Consider the following 12684-nt stretch of genomic DNA (forward strand, 5'->3'; position numbering starts at 1 on the left):
GGTGCGTCGTGTTTCCAGGGCAAACCGGAGAGGTTACGGACGGCCTCCCTTCATATGAATCTACAAGATGGCCGCCCTCACCAGCCAACTCCTTCATGTTTTCGGTGACTGACCCCGTTGGAGTACCCGGCGGTGTACTGGCTGCACTCCCCGTGAACAGCACTTGAACGAGCCGGGCCCGCCGCACCGGATATGGCTCGATCCGTACCGACCACGAGACGAAGAAGAGAGCCGGTCATGGACTTCCTTCGCCCCGCAAGCTGGGACGAGGCGCTCGCCGCCAAGGCCGAGCACCCCGGCGCCGTACCGATCGCGGGTGGCACCGATGTGATGGTCGAGATCAACTTCGACCACCGCCGGCCCGAGTACCTGATGGACCTCACTCGCATCGGCGATCTCTACGAGTGGGAGGTCGGCGAGGACAGCGTGCGGCTCGGCGCCTCGGTCCCGTACACCAAGATCATGGAGAACCTGCGGGCCGAGCTTCCGGGCCTGGCCCTGGCCTCCCACACGGTGGCCTCCCCGCAGATCCGCAACCGCGGCGGCGTCGGCGGCAACCTCGGCACCGCCTCCCCGGCCGGCGACGCCCACCCCGCCCTGCTCGCGGCGGGCGCCGAGGTCGAGGCGGAGTCCGCGGCCCGCGGCACCCGCCTCATCCCGATCGACGCCTTCTACACCGGCGTCAAGCGCAACGCGCTCGCCCCGGACGAGCTGATCCGCGCCGTCCACATCAAGAAGGCCGACGGCCCCCAGCAGTACTCGAAGGTCGGCACCCGCAACGCCATGGTGATCGCGGTGTGCGCCTTCGGGCTAGCCCTGCACCCCGAGTCCCGCACGGTCCGCACCGGTATCGGTTCCGCCGCGCCCGCACCCGTCCGGGCCAAGGCCGCCGAGGAGTTCCTGAACGCGGCCCTGGAGGAGGGCGGCTTCTGGGACAACGGCAAGATCATCACCCCTTCCGCCGCCCAGCAGTTCGCACAGCTGTGCGCCGCCGCCTGCAACCCGATCGACGACGTCCGGGGCACCGCGGGCTACCGCCGCCACGCGGTCGGGGTCATGGCCCGCCGCACGCTGACCTGGACGTGGGAGTCGTACCGCGGCACCCGCCGCACCTCGAAGGGAGCTGCGTGATGCGCGTCAACTTCACGGTCAACGGACGCCCGCAGGAGGCCGACGACGTCTGGGAGGGCGAGTCCCTGCTGTACGTGCTGCGTGAACGGCTGGGCCTGCCGGGCTCCAAGAACGCCTGCGAACAGGGCGAGTGCGGCTCGTGCACGGTCCGCCTGGACGGCGTGCCGGTGTGTTCGTGTCTGGTCGCGGCCGGGCAGGTGGAGGGCCGCGAGGTGGTCACGGTCGAGGGGCTCGCGGACTACGCCGAGCGGCGGTCCTGCGGGACCGGGGCGTGCGGAACGTCGCTGGACGAGGCCGAGCGGTCGAAGGCCGCGGGCACCGACTCGTCGCAGAGCGGCAGGGGAACCGGCTCGTCCCCGCGCGCAGCGCTCTCTCCCGTCCAGCAGGCGTTCATCGACGCCGGCGCCGTCCAGTGCGGTTTCTGCACGCCCGGCCTGCTGGTCGCCGCCGACGAGATGCTGGAGCGCAACCCGAACCCGACCGACGCGGACATCCGCGAGGCCCTGTCCGGCAACCTGTGCCGCTGCACCGGCTACGAGAAGATCATGGACGCGGTCCGCCTGGCCGCCGCCCGGCAGTCCGAGGAGGTCTGACCATGGCAGCCAACGGTGTTCCCACGAAGATCACGCAGGGCTCGCGGACCAAGGGCGGCATCGGCGAGTCCACGCTCCGCCCGGACGGCACGCTCAAGGTCACCGGCGAGTTCGCCTACTCGTCCGACATGTGGCACGAGGACATGCTCTGGGGCCACATCCTGCGCTCCACGGTCGCTCACGCCGAGATCGTGTCGATCGACACCAGCCAGGCCCTGGCCACACCCGGCGTCCACGCCGTCATGACCTACGACGACCTGCCGACCGACGTGAAGCACTACGGCCTGGAGATCCAGGACACCCCGGTCCTCGCCCACGGCAAGGTACGCCACCACGGTGAGCCCGTCGCGATCGTGGCCGCCGACCACCCGGAGACCGCCCGCCGCGCCGCCGCCAAGATCAAGGTCGAGTACCGCGAACTCCCGGTCGTCACGGACGAGGCCTCCGCGCTCGCCCCGGACGCGATCCTCGTCCACGACAGCCGCACGGACCACCACGCCGGCCACGTCCCGCACCCGAACATCGTCCACCGTCAGCCCATCGTCCGCGGCGACGTCGCGACGGCACGCGAGCGGGCCGACGTCATCGTCCAGGGCGAATACCACTTCGGCATGCAGGACCAGGCCTTCCTCGGCCCCGAGTCCGGTCTCGCGGTCCCCGCCGAGGACGGCGGCGTGGACCTCTACATCGCCACCCAGTGGCTGCACGCCGACCTTCGCCAGATCGCACCCGTCCTCGGCCTGCCCGAGGACAAGGTCCGGATGACCCTGGCCGGTGTCGGCGGAGCCTTCGGCGGTCGCGAGGACCTGTCGATGCAGATCCACGCCTGTCTGCTCGCCCTGCGCACCGGAAAGCCGGTCAAGATCGTCTACAACCGGTTCGAGTCCTTCTTCGGGCACGTCCACCGCCACCCGGCGAAGCTGTACTACGAGCACGGCGCGACCAAGGACGGCAGGCTCACCCATGTGAAGTGCCGGATCGTCCTCGACGGCGGCGCGTACGCGTCCTCCTCCCCGGCGGTCGTCGGCAACGCCTCCTCGCTCGGGGTCGGCCCGTACGTCGTCGAAGACGTCGACATCGAGGCCATCGCTCTCTACACCAACAACCCGCCCTGTGGCGCCATGCGCGGCTTCGGCGCGGTCCAGGCGTGCTTCGCCTACGAGGCGCAGATGGACAAGCTCGCCAAGAGGCTCGGCATGGACCCGGTGGAGGTCCGGCAGCGCAACGCGATGTCCCAGGGCGCGGTCATGCCCACCGGCCAGGTGGTCGACTCCCCGGCGCCGGTCGCCGAACTCCTGCGCCGCGTCAAGGCGATGCCCCTGCCGCCGGAGCGCCAGTGGGAGAGCTCCGAGGGCGCGGACGTGCGGCAGCTGCCCGGCGGCCTGTCCAACACCACGCACGGCGAAGGCGTCGTACGCGGTGTGGGCTACGCGGTCGGCATCAAGAACGTCGGCTTCTCCGAGGGCTTCGACGACTACTCCACCGCCAGGGTCCGCATGGAGGTCGTCGCGGGCGAGCCCGTCGCCACCGTGCACACGGCGATGGCGGAGGTGGGCCAGGGCGGCGTCACCGTCCACGCGCAGATCGCCCGCACCGAGCTGGGCGTCGCCCAGGTGACGATCAACCCGGCGGACACGCAGGTCGGGTCGGCGGGTTCGACGTCCGCGTCCCGCCAGACGTACGTCACCGGGGGCGCCGTGAAGCACGCCTGTGAGCTGGTCCGCGAGAAGGTCCTGGAGCTCGGCCGCCGCAGGTTCGGCTCGTACCACCCGGCCTGGGCGACGGCGGAACTCCTGCTGGAGGGCGGCAAGGTCGTCACCGACGGGGGAGAGGTGCTCGCCGACCTGGTGGACGTCCTCGGCGACGAGGTCGTGGAGATCGAGCGCGAATGGCGGCACCGCCCGACCGAGCCCTTCGACCTGCGCACCGGCCAGGGCAACGGCCACGTCCAGTACTCCTTCGCCGCGCACCGCGCCGTGGTGGAGGTCGACACCGAACTCGGCCTGGTCAAGGTCATCGAACTGGCCTGCGCACAGGACGTCGGCAAAGCGCTCAATCCGCTGTCCGTGACCGGTCAGATCCAGGGCGGTACGACCCAGGGACTGGGCATCGCGGTCATGGAGGAGATCGTGGTCGACCCGAAGACGGCGAAGGTGAAGAACCCGTCGTTCACGGACTACCTGATCCCCACGATCCTGGACACACCGACGATCCCGGTGGACGTCCTGGAACTGGCCGACGACCACGCCCCGTACGGCCTGCGCGGGGTCGGCGAGGCACCGACGCTGTCATCGACTCCGGCCGTGCTCGCGGCGATCCGCAACGCGACGGGGCTGGAGCTGAACAGGACGCCGGTACGGCCCGAACACCTCACGGGCACGGCGTAACCCCCGGCCGCCGTTGCGCGACGTCGCGCCGCGACGGCACGGGTGGGGCCTCCCCCCTGCTCGAAGAGCTCGGGGGAGGCACCCGCCGCCGGGCAGCGCTCCACCCCGCGGCCACCCCGGCGCCGGTCGCACCACCGCACGCACCACCGTTCGTCTCGGGCCGTCCCCCGGGTCGTGCATCCCAACCCCCTCTGAAACTTGGGAGACGGCACCGTGACCCACCCCTCAGTCGAGCCCAGGCCCACAGCCGAAGACGGCACGAAGCCCCCCGTCCCCGCCGGCAGGCCCTGGCTCGACCGGTACTTCCACATATCCGCCCGCGGATCCACCCTCGCCCGCGAGGTGCGCGGCGGCATCACCACCTTCATGGCGATGGCGTACATCCTCCTGCTCAACCCGCTCGTCCTGTCCGGCAAGGACGTCGCGGGGCACACCCTCGGACAGAAGGCCGTGATCACCGCCACCGCGTTCGCGGCAGCGGCCACCACACTGCTGATGGGCTTCGTCGGCAAGGTACCGCTCGCCCTCGCCGCCGGCCTCTCCGTCTCCGGCGTCCTCTCCTCCCAGGTCGTCCCGCAGACGACCTGGCCGCAGGCCATGGGCATGTGCGTGATCTACGGCGCCGTCATCATGCTCCTGGTCGTCACCGGCCTTCGTGAGATGATCATGAACGCCATCCCGCCGGCGCTCAAGCACGGGATCACAATGGGCATCGGCCTGTTCATCGCCCTGATCGGCTTCTACAAGTCCGGCTTCGTGCACCAGGGCAGGGCCACCCCCGTCACCCTCGGCCCGGCGGGCCAGCTCACCGGCTGGCCGGTGCTCCTGTTCGCCGGCACCCTCCTCCTCGTCTTCGTGCTCCAGGCCCGGGGCGTCCCCGGTGCCATCCTCATCGGCATCGTCGGCGGCACGGCGGTGGCGGCCGTGCTGAACGCCGCGGGCGTCATCAGGGCCGACGCCTGGGCGAGCGGCGCCCCCGAACTGCACGGCGGCGCGGTGTCGATGCCCGACTTCTCACTCTTCGGGCACGTGGAGTTCGACGGCTGGGGCAACGTCGGCGCCATGACGGTCGGGATGATCGTCTTCACCCTGGTGCTGGCCGGCTTCTTCGACGCGATGGCCACCGTCATCGGCGTCGGCACGGAGGCCGGACTCGCCGACGACCGGGGCCGGATGCCGGGGCTGTCCAAGGCGCTGTTCATCGACGGCGCGGGCGGCGCGATCGGCGGCGTGGCGGGCGGCTCGGGCCAGACGGTGTTCATCGAGTCCGCCACGGGCGTGGGCGAGGGCGCCCGCACGGGCCTCGCATCCGTCGTCACCGGCCTGCTCTTCGCGGCATGCCTGTTCTTCACCCCGCTGACGGCGATCGTCCCCCAGGAGGTGGCCTCCGCCGCCCTGGTGGTGATCGGCGCGATGATGCTGATGAACGCCCGCCATGTGGACTGGGCCGACCGTGCCACCGCCATCCCGGTCTTCCTGACCGTGGTCCTGATGCCGTTCACGTACACCATCACCACCGGTGTCGCCGCGGGCGTCGTCTCGTACACCGCGATCAAGGCCGCCCAGGGCAGGGCGCGGGAGATCGGCGCCTTCATGTGGGGCCTGACGGCGGTGTTCCTGATCTACTTCGCCCTCCACCCGATCGAGAGCTGGCTGGGCGTGCGCTAGCCGACTCCCCGAGAGACCCTCTTCGCAACGGCTGTCAAGGAGACCGAGAGATGTTGGACATCGCCGAGGAGCTGACCCGGTGGGTCGAGCAGGGCCGCGACTTCGCCGTGGCCACCGTGGTGGCGGTCGGCGGCAGCGCCCCCCGGCAGCCGGGTGCGGCCCTCGCGGTGGACGCCGAGGGCACGGCGATCGGCTCGGTCTCCGGCGGTTGTGTGGAGGGCGCGGTGTACGAGCTGTGCCGGCAGGCGCTCGAGGACGGCGGAACCGTCCTGGAGCGCTTCGGATACAGCGACGAGGACGCCTTCGCCGTCGGCCTGACCTGCGGCGGCGTCATCGACGTCCTGGTCACCCCCGTCCGGGCGGCCGACCCCGCCCGCCCGGTGCTCGCCTCCGCGCTGGCCGCCGCCGCGCACGGCCGGGCGGCGGCGGTGGCCCGGGTCGCGTCCGGCCCGGCGGAACTGCTCGGCAAGGCACTGCTGGTACACCCCGACGGCACGTACGAGGGCGGCTTCGGCGCCCACCCGGAGCTGGACCGCACGGTGGCGGCCGAGGCGGGCGCCTTCCTCGACGCCGGACGCACCGGCACCCTGGAGATCGGGGAGCGGGGATCACGTTGTGGAGCACCGCTCACGGTCCTGGTGGAATCATCTGTTCCGCCGCCCCGGATGATCGTGTTCGGAGCGATCGACTTCGCCTCGGCGCTGGTCCGCGTCGGCACCTTCCTCGGCTACCGGGTCACCGTGTGCGACGCACGGCCCGTCTTCGCCACCCGCACCCGCTTCCCCGAGGCCGACGAGATCGTCGTCGAGTGGCCGCACCGGTACCTGGAGCGCACGGAGGTCGACGCCCGCACGGTCCTGTGCGTCCTGACCCACGACGCCAAGTTCGACGTACCGCTGCTGAAGCTGGCGCTGCGCCTCCCGGTCGCGTACGTCGGCGCGATGGGCTCCCGCCGCACCCATCTGGACCGCAACGAGCGCCTGCGCGCGGTCGGCGTCACCGAACTCGAGCTGGCGCGCCTGAGGTCCCCCATAGGCCTCGACCTGGGCGCCCGCACACCCGAGGAGACGGCCCTGTCGATCGCGGCGGAGATCGTCGCGAACCGGCGGGGCGGAAGCGGTGTCTCCCTCACCGGCGCCCACACCCCGATCCACCACGACACGGCACCGGCGCCGGCCGGACGGATCGGGTCGGTGGCCTGACCGGGCGCGTGTCCCCGGTCATCGGCCGGAGGGCGGGCGCCGTGCGGTGAGCACGGGCTGGTAGTACCCGCTGAGGTGCGGGGTGTGCCAGGTGATGCCGGTGAAACCGGCTTCGGCGGCGAACTCCGTGAGTTGTGCGCGGGTCAGCGCCCAGTAGGTGGTCCGGCGCACTCTGACGTCCCAGGTGTCCCCCTCGGGAACCAGCTGGAAGTGCTCCAGGTCGTAGCGCTCGCCGTCCTCGTGCCAGTGCCAGAGCTGGAAGGTGATCACCTGACCGTCGGGCCTCCGCGTGACCCGGGGTGGTGTCGCCGTGGGACTGTCCCTGCGGGCCTCGTCGTAGTCCCGGACCGTGATCACCAGCAGCCCGTCGTCGCGGAGCACCCGTCGCATCCCGAGGAGCGCGGCCTCGACGTCCGGCGCGGTGAGCAGGTGCGGGAGCGAGTTGTCGGCGCAGACGACGACGTCGAAGACCGATGACCTGAAGGGCAGCAGACGCATGTCCGCGGCAGCCACCGCAAGGCCTGCCCCACGGGCGGTCGCCTCGGCGGCGGCGCGTGCCGCGGCGACGGGGCTCACGTCGCTGCCGACGACCCGGTGCCCGGCCAGGGCGAGCCCGATCGCCTGGGTCCCGATCCCGCAGGAGCAGTCCAGGATCCGGTACGGCCCCGCCCCGAGGTGCCGACGGAGCAGCCCGCCCAGCACCTCGGCCTGGTGGGCCATGCTCGTGTCCCAGTCCGCGAAGATCAGGTGGTGGTCGGGGGCCAGCCGGTCGTAGAAGTCCCGCACCGAGGAGTCGGGCATGCTGTCGCCTTTCCCGCTACTGGGCGCGCTTGCGGGCGAGGAGGTAGCCCTGGGGGGACTTCTCCGAGCCTTCGGCGGCGCGTACGAGCCGGGCGATCTCCTCGAAACCCGTGTCCGTCAGCAGCTCGGAGACGTACTCGGGCCGGAAGTGGTAGACGTCGAGGGACAGCTCGTGCCCGTACGCGTGGTCCAGGTGCCTGCGTCCGTCGCCGACCTTGAAGGCCATCAGGAGGTGGCCGCCGGGCGCCAGCACCCGATGGAACTCGGCGAAGTACTCGGGCAGTTCGTGGGGTGGTGTGTGCACCGTGGAGTACCAGGTGAGGGCGCCCGCGAGCGTGCCGTCCGCGATGGCGAGGCCGGTCATCGACCCCACCTCGAACCGCAGCGCCGGGTGGACCCGCCGGGCCACGGCCACCATCCCGGGGGACAGGTCGACCCCGAAGGCGTCGAGCCCGAGCTTGTCCAGATACATCGTCACCCGTCCCGGCCCGCACCCCAGGTCCCCGACGGGCCCGCCACCGGCGGCCAGCACCCGCTCGGCGAACACGCCCAGCATGGCCCGGTCGAAGGGGCTTTCGTCCAGAGCGTTCCTGAGCAGTCGGTCGTAGTCCACGGCGACGGTGTCGTACGACGCTCGGGTGGTCTCCAGGTGCGCGGCATCGGTCATGACCGCGGACTGTAGACGCCGCCACCGACACCGGGGTCCGGATCCGGCCGGAGCAGGCCGTCCACCGCACGCCCGAACATTCGTCGGGCCAGCCACCCGAGCAGCGGGTCGAAGAGCCCCGGCAGGCGACGTACGGCGATCTCCTCCCGCCACACCACGTGCGACCCCGTGTTCTCGTGCGGACGCACCTCGAACTCCGCCCAGCCGGTGACGACACCGCCCCGTTTGACCATGCGGCACCGGGTCGGCGGTCGCCAGTCGACCACTTCCATCGGGTCGTCGAAGGCCAGCGGTCCGACGCCCGAGCGGGCCACGAACACCGTGCCCACGCCCGTCGGCCCGGGCGTCAGCACCGTGACGCGGGTCAGCGGCACCACGTCGGCGTGGCGCGGCCAGTCCGTCAGCCGGAGCCAGGCCTGCTCGACCGGGAGCGGGGTGAGGCGTTCGAGCCGGAAGAGGACCACCGGGGGATCGTACGCAGCCGGCGTCTTCGGTTCACCCGAGCCACGCCCGGTGCCGGACGGGTGACAAGAAACCGGCCGTGCGCACGCCCGTGAATCTCAACCCACCCGGGCTGGAATCGTTTTCCTTCATCAAGGGGAGGATGTCGACGCTCTCCCGGGCGTCCGTGCGTCGGTGCCCCGCCGGCCCGCCGGGAGGCGTCCGTCGCGCTCCCCTCTCTCTTCGACCGCTCCCGGAGCCGGGTCCGGACGGCCCGGTCGAGCAGGTGCAGTCGTTCATCGCGTACGGCTACCGGGAGGTCCCGGTGCGCCTGCGCCGAGCCGATGAGCCGTCAGGCCCGGTGGGCATCGCCCGGTCAGGGCCGGTAGACCTCGCCCGGCTGCGCCTTCCCCGGCGCCAGCAGCTGCGGCACGGTGACGAACACGTATCCCCGTTCCTTCAGCGCGTCGATGATCCCGGGCACCGCCGGGACGGTGCCCGGGTAGAGGTCGTGCAGCAGGATGATCCCGTCCCGGGACGCCTGGTCCAGCACGCGTTTCTCGATCACAGCCGGGTCGTACGTCATGTAGTCCTTGGCGGTCACGCTCCACAGCACCTCGGCGAGGCCCAGTTCGCGGCAGATCCGGTGCACGGTGTCGTCCGTACGGCCCTGCGGCGGGCGCATCAGGGTGGGCCGGTGCCCGGTGAGCTTCTCTATCGCGTCGTCGGGCCTCTGCAGTTCGTCGCGTATCTGCTGCGGCGAGATCTGGGTGAGGATCTTGTGGTCCCAGGTGTGGCTGGCGACCTCGTGCCCTTCGGCCGCCATCCGCTGGACGAGTTCCGGGTACTTCTCGATGTGCCCCTTGCCGAGCAGGAAGAACGTCGCGGGGACCTTCTTCTCCTTCAGGATGTCGAGCAGTTTCGCCGAGTTCTCGCTCGGCCCGGCGTCGAAGGTCAGCGCGATGCACTTGGCCTCGCGGCAGTCCACGGTCCCGAGCCGGGCCGGCGCGCCCTCGGCGGCGCGTGCTCGGACGGTGCTGGGCTCGGTGGTGTGCAGCGTGGTGCAACCCGAGAGCGCGAAGGTCATGGTGGCGAGCAAAGCAGCCGTCCCGCGCAACCCGGCCGCATGTCTGTTCGTCTTCCCCGTCGAAGGCATGGAGTGACTATACATGCAGTGTATACACTGCATGTATAGTCTGGCGGGTCCTCCGGGCCGGGGTTCGGCTCAGACGTCCAGCAACTCCCGCGCCCTCACGGGCAGTCCGGACTCGAACGTGCGGTTCGCGGCCAGCCCCGTCACCAGGGAGCGCGCCCCGTCCGTGGCGTCCGCCGCCCGCCCCAGGAGGACCGGCCGGTCACGGCGGGGCGGTACCTGCGGGTGCTGCGCGGCCGTCTGCGGGCCGGGGACCTGGCGGCCGGGGCGGCGGCCCTCGTGGGCGTTCTGCTGCTGGCGGCGGACCTGGCTCTGGCGGGCGCGGGTCTGCCGGGGGCGCCGGCGTTCACGGCCGTGGCCGCGGCGATCGGCGCGTGCGCCGCGGTGGTGGGTCTGAGGGCCTGTGCCCGCCCCGAGTCACTGAACGACTGGCCGACCGCACTCCGCACGGCGGCGCGCACCGCCGCCGGGGACGCGGCAGGCAGCGCCCTTGTCCTGCTCGCCCTTGCGACGGCGGCGCTGTGCGCGTGGATGCTGTTGCCCCTGGCGTTCCTGGCTCCCGGTCCGCTGGCCATGGCCGTGACGGCGGTGGAGGGGAGGGGCCGGGACGCGGGAGAGGCAGCCGTTTGAGGTGAGGGCCCCCGGGTGCCGTTGCGCGGACGGCTCAACCCTCCCGGCGGGGTGTGGCGGTCAGCCAGGTCACGACACGGCTGATGTCGGCGAGCGTGACGATGCCGACCAGGCGCCCGTCGTCGAGCACGAGCGCCCTGCGCTCCCGGCTCTCCTGGAGGCGGGGCAGCAGATCCACGACCATGTCGCCGGGCGCGGCCGTCTCTATGTCCGAGAGCGGGCGCATCACCTCGCCGATCGTGGTGGTCGGCCGGGCGTGCGGCGGGACGTCGCGGACGGCGCCGGAGGTGACCAGCCCGGCCACGCCGCCGTCGGGCGCCAGGACCGGGAAGGCGGAGTGGCGGAACCGGTCGAAGGGCGTGTCCGCGAGCAACTGGCCGACGGTCGTCGTGGTGGGCACGGTGACCGGGTTCCAGGTCATCACCCGGCTCACCGGGATGCCGTGCAGGGCGCTGCGCAGCTCCGCCTGGCGGGCCTCCGCGGTAGCCGTGCTGATCAGGAACCAGCCGATCAACGCCGACCACAGACCCGACAGGTTGCCCGCGAAGAGCACCGCCGCGAACCCGCCGGCCACCAGCAACCAGCCCAGAGCGCGGCCCGCGGCCGAGGCGCCCCGGGTCGCCCGCACCCGGTCACCGGTGCGGTGCCACAGGAACGACCGCAGCAGCCGTCCGCCGTCCAGCGGGGCGGCCGGCAGGGCGTTGAACACGGCCAGCACGATGTTGATGGCGGCGAGCCAGGCGACGGCCTCCACCACGAGACCCGAGAGGTGCAGCGCGTCGAGACCCACGGCCAGGCCGATGCACACCCCGCCCGCGACCAGACTGGTCAGCGGCCCCACCACGGCGATCCGCAGCTCCACACCGGGCGTCGGCGCCTCGGTGCGCAGCCGGGCGGCGCCGCCCAGCATCCACAGTGTGATGCCGTCGACCTGGACGCCGTTGCGGCGTGCGACGACCGCGTGGGCGAGTTCGTGTGCGAGCAGCGACGTCAGGAACACCAGCGAGGTCAGCAGCGCCGCCACCCAGTAGGCCCAGGCCGGGTGGCCGGGATGGGCCGCGGGAAGGCGCCCGCGGGCCAGGACGACGGCGACCAGCACGACGATGACCAGCACACTCCAGTGCAGGCCGACGCGCACGCCGGCGATGCGCCCGAGAGACAGTGTCTCCTTCACCGAACGCCCCGCCTTCCCGGCGCACGGCCCGTCGGCCGCGATCCCGCCCGGGCGGCCGCCGGGCGCGCGCCGCTCTCGTCACGACGCTCTTCGGCGGAGATGACTCCTCCGCACTCTCCATCGTCCGCCCGGTCCGCGGGAACGCCGAGCCGCACAGGGTTTCACCCGTCCCCCGGCCGCGTGTCATCGTGGCCCCCATGGGGACAGGACTGGACATGGCCGTGCTCGTCGGGCTGCAGGCGTCGGGGAAGTCCACCTTCTACACGCAGCATCTGTCCGCTCGGTACGTGCTGGTCAGCAAGGACCTGTTCCCCCGGAGCGCCCGCAACAAGCAGAAGCGGCAGATGCGGCAGGTGCAGGAGGCCCTCGCGGCGGGTCGGCCGGTGGCGGTGGACAACACCAACCCCTCTCCGCAGGAATGGGGCCCGCTGGTGGAAGCGGGCCACGCCCACGGCGCGACCGTCACGGCGTACTGGTTCCCGCCGGACCTCCCGGGCTCGCTCCGCCGCAACGCTGCTCGCGAGGACCGCGCGCGTGTCCCGGACGTCGGCGTGTTCGCGACCCTGAAGCGGTTGCGCAGGCCGTCCCCGGCGGACGGGTTCGACGCGGTCCGGGAGGTGCGCTTCGACGGGCGTGGCGGCTTCGAGATCAGGCCCTAGTACTCCAGTCTGGCCCAGGTTCTCCCGCCTCCACCGGTGGCGGTCCAAAAGCATGGCTGATCCCGTGGCAATCGCCGCGCCAACTAAGAGCTGTCCCGCAAAGGCTTCCTGGAGACCCGGCGAGTGAGCCGGGCTGAGGACTCTGCCATGATCGCCTGTCGATGAGAGGGGCTGTGAT

12 protein-coding genes are annotated in these 12684 nt (G+C 71.8%); 7 read left to right on the forward strand and 5 right to left on the reverse strand.

Annotated features, from left to right (window positions below):
* The first annotated feature begins 237 nt into the window (after positions 1-237).
* From ACFYZE_RS14025 to ACFYZE_RS14045, 5 genes are all read left to right on the forward strand, one after another.
* On the forward strand, positions 238-1131 hold the full coding sequence (locus ACFYZE_RS14025; protein WP_388992361.1) for an FAD binding domain-containing protein: 894 nt from the start codon (positions 238-240) through the stop codon (positions 1129-1131).
* Complete coding sequence (locus ACFYZE_RS14030; RefSeq protein ID WP_388992364.1) at positions 1131-1724, forward strand: (2Fe-2S)-binding protein; 594 nt, start codon at positions 1131-1133, stop codon at positions 1722-1724. Before ACFYZE_RS14025 ends, ACFYZE_RS14030 begins: the two co-directional genes overlap by 1 nt.
* Before the next feature lie 2 nt (positions 1725-1726).
* Entirely contained in the window at positions 1727-4111 is a 2385-nt protein-coding gene (locus ACFYZE_RS14035; protein ID WP_388992367.1) for a xanthine dehydrogenase family protein molybdopterin-binding subunit, read from the forward strand.
* A 213-nt stretch (positions 4112-4324) separates the two neighbouring features.
* Positions 4325-5779: an NCS2 family permease gene (locus ACFYZE_RS14040; RefSeq protein WP_388992371.1), complete on the forward strand. Its 1455-nt coding sequence runs from the start codon at positions 4325-4327 to the stop codon at positions 5777-5779.
* A 50-nt stretch (positions 5780-5829) separates the two neighbouring features.
* Positions 5830-6981: an XdhC family protein gene (locus tag ACFYZE_RS14045; RefSeq protein ID WP_388992374.1), complete on the forward strand. Its 1152-nt coding sequence runs from the start codon at positions 5830-5832 to the stop codon at positions 6979-6981.
* Positions 6982-6999: 18 nt separating this feature from the next.
* Here the strand turns inward: ACFYZE_RS14045 and ACFYZE_RS14050 are convergent, their stop codons facing one another.
* From ACFYZE_RS14050 to ACFYZE_RS14065, 4 genes are all read right to left on the reverse strand, one after another.
* Positions 7000-7782 (reverse strand): class I SAM-dependent methyltransferase, encoded by a 783-nt coding sequence (locus ACFYZE_RS14050; protein WP_388992377.1) that lies wholly within the window; start codon positions 7780-7782, stop codon positions 7000-7002.
* A 16-nt stretch (positions 7783-7798) separates the two neighbouring features.
* Positions 7799-8449: a class I SAM-dependent DNA methyltransferase gene (locus ACFYZE_RS14055; protein ID WP_388992380.1), complete on the reverse strand. Its 651-nt coding sequence runs from the start codon at positions 8447-8449 to the stop codon at positions 7799-7801.
* Entirely contained in the window at positions 8446-8913 is a 468-nt protein-coding gene (locus tag ACFYZE_RS14060; RefSeq protein ID WP_388992383.1) for an SRPBCC family protein, read from the reverse strand. The genes ACFYZE_RS14055 and ACFYZE_RS14060 overlap by 4 nt, the downstream gene beginning before the upstream one ends.
* Before the next feature lie 353 nt (positions 8914-9266).
* Complete coding sequence (locus tag ACFYZE_RS14065) at positions 9267-10046, reverse strand: polysaccharide deacetylase family protein (protein WP_388992386.1); 780 nt, start codon at positions 10044-10046, stop codon at positions 9267-9269.
* 222 nt (positions 10047-10268) lie between these two features.
* Here ACFYZE_RS14065 and ACFYZE_RS14070 point away from each other — a divergent pair, with 222 nt between their 5' ends.
* The gene (locus ACFYZE_RS14070; protein ID WP_388992389.1) at positions 10269-10673 is read left to right on the forward strand and encodes a hypothetical protein; all 405 of its coding nucleotides are present in this window, start codon (positions 10269-10271) and stop codon (positions 10671-10673) included.
* Positions 10674-10707: 34 nt separating this feature from the next.
* On the opposite strand, the gene ACFYZE_RS14075 is transcribed toward ACFYZE_RS14070, so the two are convergent.
* The gene (locus tag ACFYZE_RS14075; RefSeq protein WP_388992391.1) at positions 10708-11847 is read right to left on the reverse strand and encodes a site-2 protease family protein; all 1140 of its coding nucleotides are present in this window, start codon (positions 11845-11847) and stop codon (positions 10708-10710) included.
* 197 nt (positions 11848-12044) lie between these two features.
* Here ACFYZE_RS14075 and ACFYZE_RS14080 point away from each other — a divergent pair, with 197 nt between their 5' ends.
* Positions 12045-12506: an AAA family ATPase gene (locus ACFYZE_RS14080; protein ID WP_388992394.1), complete on the forward strand. Its 462-nt coding sequence runs from the start codon at positions 12045-12047 to the stop codon at positions 12504-12506.
* The last annotated feature ends 178 nt before the right edge of the window (positions 12507-12684 follow it).

It is taken from the genome of Streptomyces sp. NPDC001796 (assembly GCF_042892355.1).
Classification (GTDB): domain Bacteria; phylum Actinomycetota; class Actinomycetes; order Streptomycetales; family Streptomycetaceae; genus Streptomyces.

Excerpts from the sequence above, each read along its gene's own strand:
- ACFYZE_RS14025 (WP_388992361.1), top strand. The coding sequence starts at position 238 with ATGGACTTCCTTCGCCCCGCAAGCTGGGACGAGGCGCTCGCCGCCAAG.
- ACFYZE_RS14030 (WP_388992364.1), top strand. The coding sequence starts at position 1,131 with ATGCGCGTCAACTTCACGGTCAACGGACGCCCGCAGGAGGCCGACGAC.
- ACFYZE_RS14035 (WP_388992367.1), top strand. The coding sequence starts at position 1,727 with ATGGCAGCCAACGGTGTTCCCACGAAGATCACGCAGGGCTCGCGGACC.
- ACFYZE_RS14045 (WP_388992374.1), top strand. The coding sequence starts at position 5,830 with ATGTTGGACATCGCCGAGGAGCTGACCCGGTGGGTCGAGCAGGGCCGC.
- ACFYZE_RS14050 (WP_388992377.1), bottom strand. The coding sequence starts at position 7,782 with ATGCCCGACTCCTCGGTGCGGGACTTCTACGACCGGCTGGCCCCCGAC.
- ACFYZE_RS14055 (WP_388992380.1), bottom strand. The coding sequence starts at position 8,449 with ATGACCGATGCCGCGCACCTGGAGACCACCCGAGCGTCGTACGACACC.
- ACFYZE_RS14065 (WP_388992386.1), bottom strand. The coding sequence starts at position 10,046 with ATGCCTTCGACGGGGAAGACGAACAGACATGCGGCCGGGTTGCGCGGG.
- ACFYZE_RS14080 (WP_388992394.1), top strand. The coding sequence starts at position 12,045 with ATGGGGACAGGACTGGACATGGCCGTGCTCGTCGGGCTGCAGGCGTCG.